At 69.0% G+C, this 18,472-nt stretch carries 16 protein-coding genes; 8 read left to right on the top strand and 8 right to left on the bottom strand.

Translation table 11 applies throughout. From position 1 onward, the window contains the following. Window positions 1-34: 34 nt before the first annotated feature. Window positions 35-715, bottom strand: coding sequence for a TrkA family potassium uptake protein (locus VB080_RS04355; RefSeq protein WP_323417207.1), 681 nt, complete (start codon window positions 713-715; stop codon window positions 35-37). A 12-nt stretch (window positions 716-727) separates the two neighbouring features. Continuing rightward, the gene (locus VB080_RS04350) at window positions 728-1,375 is read right to left on the bottom strand and encodes a TrkA family potassium uptake protein (protein ID WP_323417273.1); all 648 of its coding nucleotides are present in this window, start codon (window positions 1,373-1,375) and stop codon (window positions 728-730) included. Between the two features lie 116 nt (window positions 1,376-1,491). Here VB080_RS04350 and VB080_RS04345 point away from each other — a divergent pair, with 116 nt between their 5' ends. The 6 genes from VB080_RS04345 to dxs all read left to right on the top strand — a co-directional run bounded on the left by VB080_RS04345 (window position 1,492) and on the right by dxs (window position 10,352). After that, window positions 1,492-3,534 carry an APC family permease gene (locus VB080_RS04345; protein WP_323417206.1) on the top strand — a complete coding sequence of 681 codons (2,043 nt, stop codon included), beginning with the start codon at window positions 1,492-1,494 and terminating at the stop codon, window positions 3,532-3,534. Next, on the top strand, window positions 3,527-4,681 hold the full coding sequence (locus tag VB080_RS04340) for a class I SAM-dependent RNA methyltransferase (protein ID WP_323417205.1): 1,155 nt from the start codon (window positions 3,527-3,529) through the stop codon (window positions 4,679-4,681). Before VB080_RS04345 ends, VB080_RS04340 begins: the two co-directional genes overlap by 8 nt. 61 nt (window positions 4,682-4,742) lie before the next feature. Then, complete coding sequence (locus VB080_RS04335; RefSeq protein WP_323417204.1) at window positions 4,743-4,940, top strand: DUF6767 domain-containing protein; 198 nt, start codon at window positions 4,743-4,745, stop codon at window positions 4,938-4,940. A gap of 141 nt (window positions 4,941-5,081) precedes the next feature. Then, on the top strand, window positions 5,082-7,754 hold the full coding sequence (acnA, locus tag VB080_RS04330) for an aconitate hydratase AcnA (protein WP_323417203.1): 2,673 nt from the start codon (window positions 5,082-5,084) through the stop codon (window positions 7,752-7,754). Window positions 7,755-7,871: 117 nt separating this feature from the next. Continuing rightward, entirely contained in the window at window positions 7,872-8,393 is a 522-nt protein-coding gene (locus VB080_RS04325; protein WP_323417202.1) for a hypothetical protein, read from the top strand. 36 nt (window positions 8,394-8,429) lie between these two features. Continuing rightward, window positions 8,430-10,352 (top strand): 1-deoxy-D-xylulose-5-phosphate synthase, encoded by a 1,923-nt coding sequence (dxs, locus tag VB080_RS04320; protein ID WP_323417201.1) that lies wholly within the window; start codon window positions 8,430-8,432, stop codon window positions 10,350-10,352. 18 nt (window positions 10,353-10,370) lie between these two features. Here dxs and VB080_RS04315 read toward each other — a convergent pair whose 3' ends face one another. The 3 genes from VB080_RS04315 to msrB form a co-directional block, all read right to left on the bottom strand. Then, on the bottom strand, window positions 10,371-11,600 hold the full coding sequence (locus VB080_RS04315) for an HRDC domain-containing protein (RefSeq protein WP_323417200.1): 1,230 nt from the start codon (window positions 11,598-11,600) through the stop codon (window positions 10,371-10,373). Further along, window positions 11,597-12,193, bottom strand: a complete 597-nt coding sequence (locus tag VB080_RS04310; protein WP_323417199.1) for a DUF3000 domain-containing protein — start codon at window positions 12,191-12,193, stop codon at window positions 11,597-11,599. The genes VB080_RS04315 and VB080_RS04310 overlap by 4 nt, the downstream gene beginning before the upstream one ends. 64 nt (window positions 12,194-12,257) lie before the next feature. Continuing rightward, the gene (gene msrB, locus VB080_RS04305) at window positions 12,258-12,668 is read right to left on the bottom strand and encodes a peptide-methionine (R)-S-oxide reductase MsrB (RefSeq protein WP_323417198.1); all 411 of its coding nucleotides are present in this window, start codon (window positions 12,666-12,668) and stop codon (window positions 12,258-12,260) included. A gap of 100 nt (window positions 12,669-12,768) precedes the next feature. On the opposite strand from msrB, the gene VB080_RS04300 reads away from it, so the two are divergent. Further along, complete coding sequence (locus VB080_RS04300) at window positions 12,769-13,824, top strand: ATP-dependent DNA ligase (RefSeq protein WP_323417197.1); 1,056 nt, start codon at window positions 12,769-12,771, stop codon at window positions 13,822-13,824. Between the two features lie 26 nt (window positions 13,825-13,850). Here the strand turns inward: VB080_RS04300 and VB080_RS04295 are convergent, their stop codons facing one another. Both VB080_RS04295 and VB080_RS04290 read right to left on the bottom strand, forming a co-directional pair. Next, window positions 13,851-15,332, bottom strand: coding sequence for a sulfatase-like hydrolase/transferase (locus tag VB080_RS04295; RefSeq protein WP_323417196.1), 1,482 nt, complete (start codon window positions 15,330-15,332; stop codon window positions 13,851-13,853). Window positions 15,333-15,397: 65 nt separating this feature from the next. Further along, window positions 15,398-16,456, bottom strand: coding sequence for an ATP-dependent DNA ligase (locus VB080_RS04290; protein ID WP_323417195.1), 1,059 nt, complete (start codon window positions 16,454-16,456; stop codon window positions 15,398-15,400). Between the two features lie 77 nt (window positions 16,457-16,533). Between VB080_RS04290 and VB080_RS04285 the strand changes: the two genes are divergently transcribed. After that, a complete protein-coding gene (locus VB080_RS04285) occupies window positions 16,534-17,430 on the top strand; it encodes a polyphosphate kinase 2 family protein (protein WP_323417194.1) in 897 nt (298 codons plus the stop codon). A 73-nt stretch (window positions 17,431-17,503) separates the two neighbouring features. Here the strand turns inward: VB080_RS04285 and VB080_RS04280 are convergent, their stop codons facing one another. Next, entirely contained in the window at window positions 17,504-18,307 is an 804-nt protein-coding gene (locus VB080_RS04280; protein ID WP_323417193.1) for a sirohydrochlorin chelatase, read from the bottom strand. Between the last annotated feature and the right edge of the window lie 165 nt (window positions 18,308-18,472).

The raw sequence follows: 18,472 nt of genomic DNA, 5'->3' as shown, positions 1-18,472 counted from the left end.
GGACGTTCCCGCGATCAGCGGTGGCCGGCAGACCTCAAGCCTCCACGGGACGGGCGATCCGGGGCACCAGATACTGAGCCAGTTCCTTCTCGCAGTTCGGGTCAGCCAGGAACAGCAGTTCGTCGTTGGCCTCCAGGGCGGCATCGCGTTCGGGGGCGCGGGCAGCACCGTCCCGCACGATCGCGACCAGCACCGACTCGCCGGGCAGGTTGAGGTCCGCCACCTGGGTGCCGACCCGGGGCGAGCCCTCCGGCAGGGTCATCTCGACCAGGTTCGCGTTGCCGCTGTGGAAGCTGAACAGTCGCACCAGGTCGCCGACGGTGACCGCCTCCTCGACCAGCGCACACATCAGCCGTGGGGTCGACACCGAGACGTCCACCCCCCAGGTGTCGTCGAACATCCACTCGTTGGACGGGTGGTTGACCCGCGCGACCGTGCGCGGCACCCCGAACTCGGTCTTGGCCAGTAGGGAGTGCACCAGGTTGGCCTTGTCGTCGCCGGTGGCCGCGATCGCCACGTCACAGCTGTCGAGCTTCGCCTCCTCCAGCGAGGAGAGCTCGCAGGCGTCTGCCAGCAACCAGTCGGCTTCCGGCACGCTCTCGGTCTTGATCGCTGCCGGATCCCGGTCGATCAGCAGGATCCGATGACCGTTGCCGATCAACTCCCGGGCGATGGACCGTCCGACGTTTCCGGCCCCGGCGATGACGACGCGCATTCAGCTCACCTCTCAGTGCTCGAGCGGGGCCTGGCCGAAGACATCCTCGACGTCGGCGATGGCGGTGTTGGCGACGGCGGCGTAGACCAGGTCGCCGTCCTGGAAGACAGTCGTCGACGAGGGGACCACAGCGGTGCCGAAACGGGTGAGGAAGGGGATCTTGCAGTTGCCCTTCGCCTCCATGGCCGCGATCGTCCTGCCCACCCACCCGGAGTGGACGTAGACCTCGATCAGCGCGGTATGGCCGGAAGGATCGCGCCACTGCGGCTCCGACCCGGACGGCAGCAGCCGGCGCAGGATCTGGTCGGCCGCCCACCGCACGGTCGCCACCGAGGGAATGCCCAGTCGCTCGTACACCTCCGCGCGTCCCTGGTCGTAGATCCGGGCAACCACATTGTGGACACCGAAGGTCTCGCGCACCACGCGCGCGGCCAGAACGTTGGAGTTGTCTCCGGAGGAGACCGCGGCGAAACCATCCGCCTTCTCGATGCCGGCGCGCTCCAGGACCACCCGGTCGAAGCCGACGCCCTTGATCGTCTTGCCCTGGAAGTCGGGGCCGAGCCGCCGGAACGCGTCCTGCACGATGTCGATCACGGCGACCGAGTGGTCTCTCCGCTCCAGAGCGCGCGCCAGGGTGGCGCCAACGCGCCCGCAACCCATGATGACGATGTGCACCGCCGCTGCCTCCGCTTCGTGTAACCGGTGGTGGTGTCGGAGTCGACGCTACACCGGATCGTGACCTCCGTGCCGCGCCGCTGGGCATAGAGTGACCCGACGTGAACGTGTCCGACCTGGTCAAGCGCGTGCTTGTCGGCCGCAAGCTGGCCAGTGCCCAGCTGGGTGAGACGCTGCTGCCGAAGCGGATCGCACTGCCGGTGTTCGCCTCGGATGCGCTGAGCTCGGTGGCCTATGCCCCCGACGAGATCCTGCTCACTCTCTCGCTGGCGGGCATGGCGGCGCTGTCGCTGTCCTGGGAGATCGCGTTGGCGGTCGGCCTGGTGATGCTGATCGTGGTGCTGTCCTACCGGCAGACCGTGCACGCCTACCCGTCCGGCGGCGGTGACTACGAGGTGGCCACGGCGAACCTGGGCCCGAACGCCGGGCTCACGGTGGCCAGCGCGCTGCTGGTCGACTACGTGCTGACGGTGGCGGTGTCGGTCTCGTCCGGTATCCAGAACGCGAAGGCGATCCTTCCCTTCCTGGCCGGCCACGAGGGGCTGTGGGCGGCGGCGGTGATCGTGCTGCTGATGTCACTGAACCTGCGTGGGGTGCGGGAGTCCGGGGCACTGTTCGCGATCCCCACCTACGGCTTCATGATCGCCGTGCTCGGGATGACCGGCTGGGGGCTGTTCCGGATCCTGGTGCTGCGTGAACCGCTGCAGGCACCGACGGCCGGGCTGGAGATCGCCCCGGCTCCCGGCTACGAGTCGTTCAGCGGGGTGCTGGTGCTGGTGCTGGTGGCGCGGGCGTTCTCCTCCGGCTGTGCGGCGCTGACCGGCGTGGAGGCGATCTCCAACGGCGTCCCGGCGTTCCGGGAGCCGAAGAGCCGCAATGCCGCCACCACACTGGGTCTGCTGGGCACGGTGGCGATCTCGATGATGGCCGGGATCGTGGCGCTGGCGAACCTCACCGGGCTGAAGCTGATCGACGACGCCGGCGGGTCCTCGTTCATTGCGAACGGGGTCGTCGTGGAGGTGCCGCACGAGACCGCCATGGGCCAGCTCGCCCGGACGGTGTTCAGCGATTTCCAGCCGGGCCTGTACGTGGTGATCGGGGCGACCATGATCATCCTGTTCCTGGCCGCGAACACCGCGTTCAACGGGTTTCCGGTGCTGGGTGCGATCCTGTCCCGGGACGGCTATCTGCCCAAGGCGCTCTACACCCGCGGCGACCGGCTGGCCTACTCCAACGGCATCCTGGCGCTGGCCGGGGCAGCGGTCGCGCTGGTGCTGGCCTTCAACGCCAGTGTGACAGCGCTCATCCAGCTCTACGTGGTGGGTGTGTTCGTGTCCTTCACGGTGAGCCAGCTCGGCATGATGCGGCACTGGACGCGCCGGCTGAGGACCGAACAGGATCCGAAGCGCCGGGCTCGCATGCTGCGCTCCCGGGTGATCAACGCGGTCGGCCTGAGCTGCACCGGCGTGGTGCTGGTGATCGTGCTGGCGTCCAAGTTCATCTACGGGGCCTACCTGGCGGTGATCGCCATGGTGCTGGTCTTCCTGCTGATGCGCAGCATCCGCGCCCACTACGACCGGGTGGCCCGCGAGACGGCCGTCGGCCCGGCGGACGCCCGGTTGCTGCCCAGCCGGGTGCGCGCGGTGGTCCTGGTCACCGAGTTGAACAAGCCGACAGTGCGGGCGGTGAACTTCGCCCGCGCCACCCGAGCCAGCACGATCGAGGCGATCACGGTTGCCGTGGACGCCCAGGAGGTACGCAAGCTGGTGGCCGAGTGGGACGCCCTGCAGATCGGGGTGCCGCTGAAGGCGATCGCCTCGCCCTACCGGGAAGTGCTCGGCCCCTTCCTGAACTATGTGAAGGGCCTGCACTCCGACAACCCGCGCGATGTGGTCTGCGTGTACATCCCGGAGTACGTGGTGGGGCATTGGTGGGAGCGGCTGCTGCACAACCAGACCGGTTTCCTGCTGAAGGCTCGGCTGAGCTTCCTGCAGGGTGTGATGGTCACCTCGGTGCCCTACCAGTTGGAGTCCTCCCGGTACGCGCTCGCGCGGGCCTCGCGCGACAGCGTGGCGGCCCGGCGGCGCTCCGGCCGTGGCGAGGCGCGGATGGGGAAGGCACTGGAGGGCCGTCGGCGTGGCTGAACGAGTCCTCCCGCTGCAGGTGGGACAGCGGATCGGGCCGGTCGAGGTCGGGCCGATCGCCCACGGCGGGCACTGCGTCAGCCGCTGGGACGGCATGGTGGTCTTCGTCAGGCATGCGATCCCCGGGGAACAGGTGAGGGTGGAGATCACCGGGGTGCAGGCGAGGTTCGCCCGCGGGGATGCCGTGGAGGTGGTGGACGCCAGCCCGCTGCGCCGCCCGGCACCCTGCCCGGTGGCGGCGGCCTGCGGCGGCTGCGATTTCCAGCACCTGCCGGTGGCGGCGTCGCGGGAACTCAAGCGCGAGGTGGTGGCCGGGCTGCTGCAGCACCAGGCCGGGATCGCCTTCACCGGCGCCGTCGAGTCAGCGGACCGCGACGGTTTCGGCTGGCGCACCCGGATGCGCTACCACCGCGACGACCAGGGCAGGCTCGGACTCCGGGCACACCGTTCGAACGAGGTGGTGCCGCTGCCGCCCCAGGGCTGCCTGATCGCCGACCAGAGGATCGCCCGGCCAGGTGTGCTGCCGGGGGAGGAACCGGTGATCGCGGTGGCGGCGGCCTCGGGTGCGGTGATGGCCGAGCGGGCGGCGCTGCCGGCCACTCTCACCGAGCGACTGGGGCAGCGGCGCTTCGAGGTGGCCGCCGACGGCTTCTGGCAGAGCCATGCGGCGGCGCCGCGGCTGCTGACTGACGCGGTGCTGGCCGCGCTGCAGCCGGTGGCGGGGGAGTGGGCCTTCGACCTGTTCTGCGGGGTGGGGCTGTTCGCCGCCGCGCTGGTGGATGCCGGCTGCCAGGTGTGGGGGATCGAAGGAAGTGCCCAGGCGGTCCGCTACGCTCGCCGGAACGTGCCCGAGGCCAGGTTCTGGGCCGGCGATGTCGCAGCAACCCTGCGGCGGATGCCGGCACGCGCCGACCTGGTGGTGCTCGATCCACCCCGCAGCGGTGCCGGGAAGGCGGTACTGGCCGGCCTCGCGTCCCGTCGTCCGCGGGCCCTGGCCTACGTCTCCTGCGACCCGGCGTCCCTGGCCCGCGATCTGGCTACCGCCGCCGGCCTCGGCTACCGGACGGTCCAGCTGCGGGCCTTCGACCTGTACGGCACGACGCACCACGTCGAATGCCTCGCGCTGCTTGTCCCGGCCGGGGTGTAAGGATTACTACTGCGTGTCGTACGATGCCGTGTAGTGGCGGTTTCGGGCGTACCGTGAACTCGTGACCACGACAGCGACACCGGCCCGCCGCCGCACACCGCAGCCGAAGTGCCCGTTGCGTCCCGGAGAACCCTGCACGCTGTGCCAACTCGACGTCACCGGCCCGCAGGACTGCCCGGTGGTCTTCCTGGTGATGGGCGACGAGGAGCTCCAGGCGGAGTGGGCGGCCCGCCAGCGTGCCGCGCGCGGCCTCAGCTGACTGGTGCTGCGTCCCACACGTCCTGGCGGCGAACGGTTCAGCCTTGCGACAGTTCAGCAGCGAGGCGATTCGCGCTAACGTCGCAACTGCCGGATGAGCTATTATCTCGATATCGAGATAGTTTTGCGTCGAGGAGGATCGATGGGCATCGACAGCTACCAGTCGCGGGCGGACCTGAAGGTTGGCGACACCACGTACGAGATCTACCGGATCGATGCCGTTGAGGGCTCCGACACCCTGCCGTTCAGCCTGAAGGTGCTGCTGGAGAACCTGCGGCGCACCGAGGACGGCGCGAACGTCACCGCCGAACACATCGCGGCCCTCGGGCAGTGGAACCCTGCCGACCAGCCGAACCGCGAGATCCAGTTCACCCCCGCGCGGGTGATCATGCAGGACTTCACCGGTGTGCCGTGCATCGTCGACCTGGCCACGATGCGCGAGGCGATGGCCGACCTGGGCGGCGACCCGGCCAGGGTGAACCCGCTGGCGCCCGCCGAGATGGTGATCGACCACTCGGTGGTCGCCGACCTGTTCGGTACCCCGGACGCCTTCGTCCGCAATGTCGAACTGGAGTACCAGCGCAACCGCGAGCGCTACCAGTTCCTGCGCTGGGGACAGACCGCCTTCGACGACTTCGTGGTCGTACCGCCGGGCACTGGCATCGTCCACCAGGTCAACATCGAGCACCTGGCCCGGGTGGTCTTCCCGCGCGAGGTCAACGGCACACTGCAGGCCTACCCCGACACCTGCGTCGGCACCGACTCCCACACCACCATGGTCAACGGTCTGGGCGTGGTCGGCTGGGGGGTCGGCGGCATCGAGGCCGAGGCAGCCCTGCTCGGCCAGCCGGTGAGCATGCTGATCCCACGGGTGGTCGGTTTCAAACTGTCCGGCAAGCTGCCCGAGGGCACCACCGCCACCGACCTGGTGCTGACCATCACCGACATGCTCCGCCAGCACAAGGTGGTCGGCAAGTTCGTCGAGTTCTACGGCAGCGGTGTCTCCGAGGTGCCGCTGGCCAACCGGGCCACGATCGGCAATATGAGCCCCGAGTACGGCTCCACCATCGCGATCTTCCCGATCGACGACAAGACCGTCGACTACCTGCGGCTCACCGGCCGCTCCGAGCCGCAGTTGGCGCTGGTGGAGGCCTATGCGAGGGCGCAGGGGCTGTGGCACGACCCGGCGCACGAGCCGCGGTTCTCGGAGTACCTGGAACTTGACCTGTCCACCGTGGTGCCGTCCATCGCCGGCCCGAAGCGCCCGCAGGACCGGATTCTGCTCAGCCAGGCCAAGGCGTCCTTCGAGGATGTGGTCGGCAATTACGTCAGCGAGCGGACGAAGCCGGCCCACGTCACGTTGAGCAGCGGCGAGGAGTTCGACCTGCCCAACGGCGCGGTCACGATCGCGGCGATCACCTCCTGCACCAACACCTCCAACCCGAGCGTCATGATCGGCGCGGCGCTGGTGGCCAAGAAGGCGGTCGAGAAGGGGTTGACCCGCAAGCCGTGGGTGAAGACCTCGCTGGCCCCTGGCTCGAAGGTGGTCACCGACTACTACGCCAGGTCCGGGCTCGACCAGTACCTCAACGCGCTGGACTTCGACCTGGTCGGCTACGGCTGCACCACCTGCATCGGCAACTCCGGGCCGCTGATCCCGGAGATCTCCCGGGCGGTCAACGAGAACGACCTGGCGGTGACCTCGGTGCTGTCGGGCAACCGCAACTTCGAGGGCCGGATCAACCCCGATGTGAAGATGAACTACCTGGCAAGCCCGCCGCTGGTGGTGGCCTACGCGCTGGCCGGACGGATGGACATCGACCTCACCAGTGAGCCCCTCGGCCGGGCCAGCGACGGCACCGACGTCTACCTGCGTGACATCTGGCCGACCCAGGCCGAGGTCGACGAGGTGATCAACTCCTCGATCTCCGCCGACATGTTCACCTCGCGGTACGCCGACGTGTTCGCCGGTGACGACACCTGGCGTTCGCTGCCGACCCCCCAGGGCGAGGTCTTCGAGTGGGAGGACAGCTCCACCTACGTCCGCAAGCCGCCGTACTTCGAGGACCTGCCGCGCCATCCCCAGCCGGTGGCCGATATCCTCGGCGCCCGGGTGCTGTTGAAGCTTGGCGACTCGGTGACCACCGATCACATCTCGCCCGCCGGCGCCATCAAGCTGGACAGCCCGGCCGGGAAGTACCTCACCGAGCACGGTGTGCAGCGGCCCGACTTCAACTCCTACGGTTCGCGCCGGGGCAACCACGAGGTGATGATCCGCGGCACCTTCGCCAATATCCGGCTGCGCAACCAGCTCGCCGCCGGCACCGAGGGCGGCTACACCCGCGACTTCACTCGGCCGGATGCCCCGGTGACCACCGTCTACGAGGCCTCGCAGCAGTACCTCGCCCACGGCATCCCGCTGGTGGTGCTGACCGGTAAGGAATACGGATCGGGTTCCTCACGGGACTGGGCGGCCAAGGGCACCGCGTTGCTGGGGGTGAAGGTGGTGATCGCCGAGAGCTACGAACGGATCCACCGGTCCAACCTGATCGGCATGGGCGTCCTGCCGCTGCAGTTCCCCGACGGCGAGAACGCGGAGTCCCTCGGCCTGACCGGCACCGAGACCTTCTCGGTGACCGGGGTGACGGCGCTCAACGACGGTGCCATCCCGCAGACCGTGACGGTGACGGCGCAGGGCGACGGCGAGCCGGTGGTCTTCGAGGCGGTCGTCCGGATCGACACCCCCGGGGAGGCGGACTACTACCGGCATGGCGGGATCATGCAGTACGTGCTGCGATCTCTGCTGGAGCGCTGAGGCCGCACCGGTCTGGCTCGCACAGGTCCGGCACAGTGGTTCGGCCTACACTGCGGTCTCCGGTCGGCGGTCGCGGATCGCGGTGACAGGCACACCAAGGGTGAACAGGGGGCAGTCGTGAGCCGGAAAGCCCGGGTGACGCCGGTGGTCGTGGAGAGTCCCGACCTCGCCGGACGGATCGCCTGGAGCTATCTGGCGGCCGTCCTGGGGGTCGTCGCGGGTGGACTGGTGGCACTGATCGCGTACCAGGTGGTTCGCCCGCTGGCCTGCAGCGTCCCGGTCGGCGGATCCGACGAGTTGGCCGACCTGGCGGTCGACTGCGCACTGCTCTGGGCGGCGATCCTGACGATGCTCGGTTTCGCAGCCGCCTACGCCGGCGCGCTGGTGTTGCTGAAGGTGGAGACCTGGTGGGGAGTCTGGCTGGGCGTCGGCACCGGTCTGCTCGCCCTGTTGCTGGGCCTTCAGCACGCCCTGGACTGGTGGTGGTGGGTGGTGTTGCTGGTGTTGCCCGCCGCAGCGGTGCTGGCCAGCACCGGTTGGTCCGGCCGGACGGTGTTGCGGCGGGTGCAATTGGCCACCCTCGGCCTGGCCTTCGTAATTCTGGGGATCCTCGTGATCGTCCGACTGGCCCAGGGCTGAGGCGTGGTGGTGGCCAACAGACGTACACTCGGGGACGTGTCACTCCTGGAGCAGATCGAGCAGCCTTCCGATCTTCGCGGGCTCAGCCTCGAACAGCTCACCACCCTCGCCGAGGAGATCAGGGCCTTCCTGATCAGCAATGTCAGTCGCACCGGCGGCCATCTTGGCCCGAACCTCGGGGTCGTCGAACTGACCCTGGCGATCCACCGGATCTTCGACTCACCGCACGACCCGATCGTCTTCGACACCGGCCACCAGAGCTACGTCCACAAGATCCTCACCGGCCGGCAGGCGGGGTTCCCGACGCTGCGCCAGACAGCTGGACTGTCCGGCTACCCGAGCCGGACCGAGTCCGAGCACGACTGGGTCGAGAATTCCCACGCCTCGGCCTCGTTGTCGTGGGCGGAGGGCATGGCCAAGGCCTTCAAGCTACGCGGTGAGGACCGCTGCGTGGTGGCTGTGATCGGCGACGGTGCGCTCACCGGTGGCATGGTGTGGGAGGCGTTGAACAACATCGCCGTCCAGCGTGACCTGAAGCTGATCGTGGTGGTCAATGACAATGGCCGTTCCTACACCCCGACGGTGGGGGGGATCGCCACCCAGCTGCAGGGCCTGGGCCAGCAGCTGACCGCGATCCGTACCGATCGGCGCTATGAACGCCTCCTGACCTGGATCAAGGACTCGGTGAAGAGGATGCCGAAGATCGGCCCGATGGTCTACGGCATCCTGCACGGCATCAAGATGGGCGTGCGGGACGTGCTGGTGCCGCAGGGCATGTTCACCGAACTCGGCCTGAAGTATGTTGGGCCGATCAACGGCCACGACGTCCACGCCATGGAACTGGCGTTGCAGCAGGCCAGGAACTTCGGTGGACCGGTGCTGGTGCACTGCATCACCGAGAAGGGCCGCGGCTTCTGGGCCGCCGAGGAGAACGAGGAGGACCGGTTCCACACCGTCGGGAAGTTCGACGAGCTGACCGGTGAGTCGCTGGGCGAGGCCGGCGTCCGCACCTGGACGGACGCCTTCGGCGACGAACTCGCCCGGATCGGCGCCACCAACGACCGGGTGGTCGCGGTCACCGCTGCCATGCTGCACCCGACCGGCCTGGCCACCTTTGCCCGGCACTTCCCCGACCGGGTGTTCGACGTGGGCATTGCCGAGCAGCACGCGGTCGCCTCGGCGGCCGGCTTGTCGGCCGGTGGCCTGCATCCCGTGTTCGCGGTCTACGCCACCTTCCTCAACCGCGCGTTCGATCAGGTGCTGATGGATGTCGCCCTGCATCGGCAGGGGGTCACCTTCGTCCTGGATCGCGCCGGGGTGACCGGGCCCGACGGCCCCAGCCACAACGGGATGTGGGATCTCGGTCTGCTCGGCCTGGTTCCGGGCCTGCGGCTGGCCGCGCCACGCGACGAGCAGCGGCTCTGCGAGGCCCTGCAGCAGGCAGTCTCGATCGATGACGGCCCGAGCGTCCTGCGGTACTCCAAGGAGCCGCTGCCGGAGCCACTGGCAGCGGTGGCGCGGCGCGGCGATGTCGACATCCTGCTCGCGCAGCCGCATGCCCGGGTGCTGGTGGTCGGCTACGGCCAGTTCTGTGGCACCGCTGTCGACGTCGGCCAGCGGCTCGCCCAGCAAGGGATCGCCGCCACGGTGGTCGACCCGGTGTGGGCGTTGCCAGTCTCGGCAAACCTGCTCGAACTGGTTCGGGAGCACGACCTGGTCGCCACCATCGAGGACGGCGGCGTGGCCGGGGGACTGGGCTCCCGGCTCTCCCAGGAGGCGCGGGCCGCCGGGATCACCACGCTGGTACGGGAGTTCGGCATTCCGCAGGATTTCCTTCCGCAGGGCTCACGCGGGGAGTTGCTCGACTCGATCGGCCTGACTGCCCAGCAGCTCGCGCGGGAGATCACCGAGGCGTTCGCCCGTCAGATCATGACCGTCCCGGTCGAAAGGCTCTCCTGACCGCTGGCCGAGCCTGGCTCAGTTCCAGGCCTCCAGCAGCACCGGGATCACCAGGTCGCGTTGCCACGGGCGGGCACCGAACTCCTCAAGCCGCTCGGTGAGGTACCGGGCATCGGTGTGGTCGGCCGAGTCCCACAGCAGCCGCTTGACGACATCGGGGGAGATCAGGTTCTCCACCGGCAGTTGCAGTTCCTCGGCCCGCTCGACCAACGCCGGACGCACCCGCGACCAGCGGGCGAAGGATTCTGGCCAGCGGGACTCCCAGGACCGTGGTGGCGGCGGCCCGGAGGCGGCCAACTGGCGCGGCGGGAGTTCGCCGCGGGGCAACTGGAGGGCCTGGTCGATGGCGTCCAGCCAGACTGCCTCGTGCCGGGTGGCCGAGCGCATCGTGAAGCCGCGCACCTTGCGCAGCTCGAGCCGGGTGGGCGCCTTCTTCGTCTGTTCGACCATGGCTGCGACTTCGGTGATCGCACGATCGTTGAGGATGCGTCCCGGGCCGCGGTCGAGCTCACGGGCCAGCCCGTCCCTGGCCTGCCACAGCGCCCTGACCACCGCGAGCCCGAGCCCGGAGCGGACGGCGTGCAGACCGGAGGTGCGGCGCCAGGGATCGGCCGGTGCGGCCGGGACGTCCTTTGCGTGGGCGACCAGATGGGCGAACTCCTGGTAGGCCCAGTCCAGCTTTCCGGCCGCCTCGAGCTGGTCGATCAGCCACAGCCGCAGATCATCCAGGCGTTCCACGTCGAGGGCAGCGTAGGCCAGCCACTCCGGGGGCAACGGACGGCGCGACCAGTCCGCGGCCGAGTGCTCCTTGAGCAGGGTGATCTCCAGCGCCTCCTCCATCAGGGCGCCGAGGTTGACCCGGGGAATGCCGAGCAGCCGGGCCGCCAACTCGGTGTCGAACAGCGTCTGGGGCCACAGCTTCACCTCGGCGAGGCAGGGCAGATCCTGCGAGGCGGCGTGGAGGATCCATTCGGCCTGCTCGACGGCGACGCACAGGGCTGAGAGATCGGCGCGTTCTGATCCGTCCTCGAAGGCGATCGGGTCCACCAGGTGGGTCCCGGCCCCGGCCCGCCGCAGCTGGATCAGGTAGGCCTTGCCGGTGTAGCGGAACCCTTGGGCGCGCTCGGTGTCGACGGCGAGCGGGCCACTCCCCGCGGCGAGCGCGGCGATCGTGTCGGCGAGGGCTTCGGGAGTGTCGGTGATGGCGGGAATGCCGTCAGCGGGTTCGGTGAGGAGGGTAGCTGTCACCGTGGGCGCACTCCGGGACGACGGGGCAGGATCGGCACCACGCCCTCGGGGAGCGGCGGCAGTCCGGCGGTCATGCACAGCAACTCCGACCAGGCGGTCAGGTGGCCGGTGAGCTGGTCGGCGCTGGTCAGCAGGGGCGTCCAGGACGCCCGCAGCTCGATCTCGGCTCGGGGCGGCTCGGTGCTGATCGCGCCGAACGCCTTGCTCGACACGGCGGTGACCGTGCCACTGGGGGCGACATAGTCGGCGTGGTTGCGCTCCAGAGCGTCGAGCAGCCACGACCAGCCGACGTCGGTGAGCAGCGGATCGGCGACCATCTCGGCGTCCACATCGGCGCGGGCATAGGTGACGCAGCGGAAGTCGCCGTCCCAGGAGACATTGCCACCCGGGTCGTGCAGCAGAACCAGCCGGCCACTGGCGAGTTCCTCGTTCGCCACGACGACATCGGCGCTGACAGCGACGGCGAAGGGGGCGATCTTCTGGGGTGCCGGGATCTCCTCGATCACGATCTCCGGACGCCAGCGCATCCCCATGATGGCCGCGACCGCACCCTCGAACAGGGGCGGTGCCGAACGCTGGTTGCTGGCTCCCACGCCCTGAGGTTAACCGCTGGCCCCGGCAGGAGCGGGTTGGACGCGCCGACCGGGAACCGAGGAGCTAGCCCTGGGTGGGTTCGAAGGTCAGGCAGACGGAGTTGATGCAGAAGCGGAGGTCGGTGGGGGTGTCGTAGCCCTCACCGGCGAAGACATGGCCGAGGTGGGAGTCGCAGGCCGCGCAGCGCACCTCCGTCCGGGGACGGCCGGGCAGGCTGTCGTCGGTCAGGTAGCGCACCCGATCCTCGGCGGCGCTGGTGAAGAAGGACGGCCAGCCACAGTGCGAGGCGAACTTGTGTTCGCTGCGGAACAGCTCCGCCCCGCAGGCCTTGCAACGGTAGATGCCAGGGGAGTCCAGGTCGGTGTACTCGCCGGTGAATGGACGTTCGGTGCCGCCCTCGCGCAGCACGTGGTACTCCAAGCTACTGAGCTGCTCGCGCCATTCCTGCGGAGTTTTGATGATCGACAGTGCCATCGTGCCTCCCTGCTCCTCACTCCAGCCAGCGGCTCGGTGCGGCCGCTGCTGCGCAGTCCAGCCTATTCAGCATTCCCAAGCAGCTGCGTAGGGTGGCGGAATGGCGGACGATGCGATCGAGCTCGAGGTGGACGGACGGCCGGTTCGGCTGTCCAGCCCGGACAAGCCCTATTTCGCCGAACTCGGGGTGACCAAGCGGGGCGTCGCGGAGTACTTCCTTGCGGTTGGCCCCGGGATTCTCAACGCACTGCGCGACCGTCCGACGACCATGGAACGCTGGCCGGGTGGAGTCCGGGAGGACGTGGTGGTGGCCACCCGCGCCGATGGCCGTGGCGAGGCGTTCTACCAGAAACGTGCGCCGTCCTCCCGACCCGACTGGGTGCAGACCACAACGGTTGCCTTCCCGTCGGGCCGCACCGCTGTCGAGGTCGCCCCGGCCGATCTGGCGACCATCTTGTGGATGGTCAACCTGGGCACGGTGAGATTCCACCCGTGGCCGGTGCGGGCGCCCGACACCGACCTGGTTGACCAGTTGCGGATCGACCTGGATCCGCAGCCCGGCTCCGACTTCGCGATGGCGGTGGCCGCCGCGCTGGAGTTGCGTCAGGTGCTGGCCGACGCCGGTCTGACCGGCTTCCCCAAGACCAGCGGCGGACGGGGGGTGCACGTCTTCGCTCCCGTCCGCGGTGCCGACTTCATCGCCGCCCGGCATGCGGCGATCGCGGTCGGACGCGAACTCGCCCGCCGGATGTCCGAACAGGTGACGGTCAACTGGTGGAAGGAGGAGCGCGGCGAGCGGATCTTCGTCGACTTCAACCAGATGGCCCGCGACCGGCTGATGACCTCGGCCTATTCACTGCGCCCGACCCCGCGTGGCCTGGTGTCCGCACCGCTGCACTGGGACGAACTTCCCCAGGTGCAGCCGTCCGACTTCAGCATCCTCACGATGCCGGCCAGGTTCGCCGAACAGGGCGATCTGTGGCAGGACCTGGAGGATGCCGGGCCGGGATCGCTGGACACCGCTCTGGAGTGGTACGAGCGGGACGCGGCAGCGGGGGAGGGCGACCTGCCGTATCCGCCGGAGTACCCGAAGATGCCCGGCGAGCCGCCCCGGGTGCAGCCCAGCAAGAAGAACCCGGCCAACTGGCAGGAGTAGGCCTCGCGGGAGCAGGGACTTTCGGGTCAGTGCTGGGGGGTCGCCCAGAGTTCCTTGTAGAGGTCGGAGGAGGGGGAGGTGACTGTCTCCTGGTACTGGTCCTCGGGTAGTTCCAGGGCGGTGTCGGTGAGCGGGTAGTCGTGCAGCAGGGAAACCCCCAGCCCGGCACGGCCGTCGGACGGCAGCAGGCCCAGCAGGTCGAGGCTGGTGGCCAGCATGCTGAACTGGTCGGCACGTGGCCGGGCGAACTGCACCGGCTCGGGGCTCCAGACCCGCAGCACGATGGTGCGGTCGGCGGTCCCGTCCAGTTCGGCCTTGAAGGAGCCACCCTCGGCGGTCGCCTTGAGGTGATCGCCCATCACGACCACCACCGTGTCCGCCAGGGCGCCGCTGTCCTTCAGGTAGTCCAGGAATCCGGCCACAGCCCGCATCGAACAGGTGATGGCGGTGGCCATCGGGTCGGTGTCGGCGGTGCTGCAGGAGGAGTAGAGCCCCGGGGGTTCGTGGGTGTCGAGGGTCAACATGGTCAAGCTGAACGGCTCTCCGGCGGCCCGCAGTTCGTCGACGGTATCGCGGGCATGGCTGAACAGCCGAGCATCCGACAGCCCCCAGATCGAGATATTGGCCGGATCCTCGCCGGACCGCTCCCAGACCTCGCGGCCCTGAACGGCGTCGTAGCCGTGGTTCTTCAGGAAGGTGTCCTTGCCAGCGAACCTGGTGTTCGCGCCGCCGAGGTAGATGCTGGTGTAGCCGGCATTGGCCAGCAGGTCGCCCAGGCAGGTCGCTGACGGCAGGTACTCCTCGGCCTGCTCACCGAAGATATTGGGGTCCACCCCTCCGACCAGTAGCCGGCTCTTCAGAGGGAGGCCGCATTCGGTGCTGACCACCCCGGCCATGGTCCAGCCGCCGCCGGGATACTGTTGCAGGCCGTCGTAGCGGGCCCAGTCGGCGGTCGCCTCGTCCAGCGGGGCGAGCAGGTTGTGACCGAACAGTTCGGTGTCGGAGAAGGTGTTCTCCATCGACTCCAGGTAGATCGTGATCAGGTTCTTCGGGTGGGCCGGGAGGGTTCCGGTCCGTGGCGTGACGTAGTAGGGCGCGAAGGTACGGCCGTCGAGTTGCGCCGCCGCGAACTGGGGAACGCCCACGACCGTCAGCAGGACGCCCAGGCTGATCGCGGTGCCGGCAGTGGCGGCCGCCACCAGTCGTCGGCGGGGCAGTGGCCGCGTCCGGCCTGTCAGGCGTCGCTGAACCAGCGCGGCGACCAGCGCGACCAGCCCGAGCGGTGCCAGGATGCAGACTCCCACTGCCTCGACCATGAGGTTGTCGCTACCCGTGCCCTCGCCGTGCAGTGGGAGGTGCAGGATGACCTGCTCCAGCACCACGGAGCCGAATCGGTACCTGATCCAGCCGGCGGTCGCAATCAGGATCAGGGCGAGGGTCGCGAGCACCCACAAACCCCACGGCGTCTTCTGCCGGGGTTGCTGATCACCTGTCGTCACACTCTTCATGGCCTGGAGGAGTTTACCTGAGGAAATGCTGAACACCGCCGAGCCGGCGGGACGTGAACGCCGCGTCAGCTCCTGCCGAGGATCCCGTCCAAGTCGAAGGAAACCACTTCCTCGAGTTGTTCGAAGGTACAGCTGGCGGGTTCGCGGTCGGGGCGCCAGCGCAGGAAGCGTGCGGTGTGCCGGAACCTGGTTCCCTCCATGTGCTCGTAGCCGACGGTGCAGACCAGTCGTGGTTCGAGCAGCTCCACGGCCTTCAACTCCGCGCTCCACCGGCTGATCGCGCCCGGACGGCGTCCGGCCACGTCGGCGCCCGACCACGGGTGGGGAGCGCCGTCCGGGAGGGCGAAGGCGGCGAGTTTGTCGACCAGTGCCGCACGCGTCGCCTCCGGGAAGGCCGCCGCTACGCCGACGAACTGCAGCAGGCCGGTCTCGTCGTAGAGGCCCAGTTGCAGCGAGCCGAGCAGCGGGCGTTGTGGCGTTGACTTCTTGTGGAAGCGGTAGCCGGCCACCACGACGTCGGCTTCACGCTTGTGCTTGACCTTGACCATCGCCCGCTGGCCGGGGAGATACGGCCCGTCCAGGGGTTTGGCGATCACGCCGTCGAGGCCTGCACCCTCGAACTGGCTGAACCAGCGGCGGGCGAGTTCGCTGTCGGTGGTCAGCGGGGTGAGGTAGATCGGCGGATCGGCATGGGCCAGGCTGCGTTCGAGGATGCCGCGCCGGTGCCGGAACGGCTCATCGAGCAGCGCGGTGTCGTCCAGCGCGAGCAGATCCCAGGCGACGAAGGAGGCCGGCCAGGTGCGCGAGAGCAGGTCGATCCGGCTGGCAGCGGGATGGATCCGTTCGGTGAGCCGGACGAAGTCCAGCCGCGGGCCGTCGATCACGACGAGCTCGCCGTCCAGGACGCACCGCGGCGGGGTGTTGGCCAGCACCGCAGCCACCATCTCGGGGAAGTAACCGGTCAGCGGTTTGCCGTTGCGCGAGATCAGCTCGACCTCGTCGTTGTCCCGGAAGACCAGGCAGCGGAAGCCGTCCCATTTCGGCTCGTAGGCCATGCCGTCGGGGATGGCCGCGGCCGGGCGCGCGAGCATGGGTTCGAGCGGGGGTCGGACGGGCAGGGTCATCGCGGTCTCCGACACGCCGGGGCTTCCACCATTGGGCCATCCTGCCGTGCAGGCGGCGAAGGGTCCAGACTACGACCATGGCAGCCAGGAGGAAGTCCCCGAAATCCGACGCGACGAAGCGGGCGCGGGAGCCGCTGAGTTCGCTGCTGCGGGTGCCGTCCGGTCCGGTGCGGATGGACCAGTTCGACCCTCGCGCGACTCCCGGCTACCCCGGGAAGGGCAAGCAGGATGCGCAGCGGCATGTCGACGCGCTGGCGCCGGAGCTCTCCGACCTGCAGGAGCGGCTCTATGCCGACGGCAGGTCCAACCCGGACTCGGTGGCGAAGGTGCTGGTGGTTCTGCAGGGCATGGACACCTCCGGCAAGGGTGGGGTGATCCGGCACGCGATCGGGCTGGTGGACCCGCAGGGTGTCCAGTTGAAGGCGTTCAAGGCGCCGACGGCCGAGGAACTGCAGCACCACTACCTGTGGCGGATTGAGCAGGCGCTCCCGGGCCGGGGGATGATCGGCATCTTCGACCGTTCCCACTACGAGGATGTTCTGGTGGTGCGGGTCGACAGCCTGGTTCCCGAGTCGGTGTGGAGCCAGCGGTACGACGAGCTCAACGAGTTCGAGGCAAAGCTGGCTGCGAACGGGACGACGATCGTCAAGTGCATGCTCAATGTCTCCTTCGACGAGCAGAAGAGACGGCTGGCCGAGCGGCTGGCCGATCCGACGAAATACTGGAAGTACAACCCGGGCGATCTGGACTCGCGGTCGAAGTGGCCCGCCTACATGGAGGCCTACGAGGTGCTGCTCGAGCGGTGCAATACCGAGGTTGCGCCCTGGTACGTGATTCCGGCTGACCGGAAGTGGTACCGCAACTGGGCGGTCGCCGAACTGCTGCGCGAGAAGCTGGCCGGGCTGGACATCTCCTGGCCAGCGGCCGAGTTCGACGTGTCGGCCGAGGTCGGCCGGCTGACGGCGATGCCCTGAGGGCGGACCGGCAGTTGACGGCCGGGCCGGGCGCGGCTGCCGGTGGGCCGGGCCGGCAGCCAGCAGCGAGGCCTCAGGCGCCGACGACGGTCAGGTGCGGGGCGGACGGTTCGGCGTCGAGTTCGTCGGCTGCGCCGAAGTCGAGCAGGTCCATGGCGGCGAAGGCGTAGCGGGCGAGCACCAGGTCGACCACTTCGCTGGCGGCGCCGATCGGCTCGCTGACCGAGACCGCACCGAACCGGTAGGCGAGGTCGGCCTGGGCATGGTAGGCCTCGTCCGCGCTCAGGAAGAAGGAGCCAACGGCGATGTGCCGCCGTCCCTGGGCGCGCAGCCCCATGATCGCCTGGGCGACCGACGGCCCGGACTCGTCGGCGACCGCGGTGAGGCAGGGGAGCCGGTGGTGGGTGGACCACTGCCGGGCCCGCCGAGCCAGCAGGGCGCTGCCGCGGACATCGCCGGCGGACTCGGCGGAGAGCACCAGGCCGTCCAGTTCGAGGCAGCGGGCGTGGCTCAGGGCCGCCCGCATCCGGTGGTCGAGGACGGTGAGCAGGCTGATCTCCGGGCCGATCGGACGCGAGGTGGCAAAGCGCAACTCGGGGTGGGCGGCGCGGCTGCGGCAGACCAGTTGATCGATCGTCGGATCGACGTCGATCGCATTGGAGAGCTGGAGCGGGACGAAGACGACTTCTGGGACACCCTGCCGGGCCAACTGGGCCACCACCTGGCTGCCGCTGGGTGAACAGTGGTCGAGGAACGCACCGTGGACGGTGAGTTCAGGACGTGCGGACTGCAGTCCCTTGCGCAACTCGTGAGTGACCTGGGCGACCCGGGGATCCTGGCTCCCGTGAGCCACCACAACCAGTGCCGGAGCGGTCATGCGCGTACCTTCCTGTTGTTGAAGGGGCGGCGCCGTTGCCGGTCTTGCACTCCTAGACTTCTCCGATAGCCGGGCTACCGCAACCCGCCGCGCCGGAATCTGAGACGATCAGCCGCATCGTGAGACATTTTCAGGGTTGAATCGATGCAGATCGACGTCTCAGAT

It is taken from the genome of Propionicimonas sp., assembly GCF_034927565.1.
Taxonomy (GTDB): domain Bacteria; phylum Actinomycetota; class Actinomycetes; order Propionibacteriales; family Propionibacteriaceae; genus Propionicimonas.
The sequence above is the reverse complement of the archived record's forward strand: the minus strand, read 5'-3'. Positions and strand labels throughout refer to the sequence as shown.

Bases quoted from the DNA above. Each gene is read 5' to 3' on its own strand.
- VB080_RS04355 (WP_323417207.1), bottom strand. From the start codon at position 715: ATGCGCGTCGTCATCGCCGGGGCCGGAAACGTCGGACGGTCCATCGCC.
- VB080_RS04350 (WP_323417273.1), bottom strand. From the start codon at position 1,375: ATGGGTTGCGGGCGCGTTGGCGCCACCCTGGCGCGCGCTCTGGAGCGG.
- acnA (WP_323417203.1), top strand. From the start codon at position 5,082: ATGGGCATCGACAGCTACCAGTCGCGGGCGGACCTGAAGGTTGGCGAC.
- msrB (WP_323417198.1), bottom strand. From the start codon at position 12,668: ATGGCACTGTCGATCATCAAAACTCCGCAGGAATGGCGCGAGCAGCTC.
- VB080_RS04300 (WP_323417197.1), top strand. From the start codon at position 12,769: ATGGCGGACGATGCGATCGAGCTCGAGGTGGACGGACGGCCGGTTCGG.
- VB080_RS04295 (WP_323417196.1), bottom strand. From the start codon at position 15,332: ATGAAGAGTGTGACGACAGGTGATCAGCAACCCCGGCAGAAGACGCCG.
- VB080_RS04290 (WP_323417195.1), bottom strand. From the start codon at position 16,456: ATGACCCTGCCCGTCCGACCCCCGCTCGAACCCATGCTCGCGCGCCCG.
- VB080_RS04285 (WP_323417194.1), top strand. From the start codon at position 16,534: ATGGCAGCCAGGAGGAAGTCCCCGAAATCCGACGCGACGAAGCGGGCG.
- VB080_RS04280 (WP_323417193.1), bottom strand. From the start codon at position 18,307: ATGACCGCTCCGGCACTGGTTGTGGTGGCTCACGGGAGCCAGGATCCC.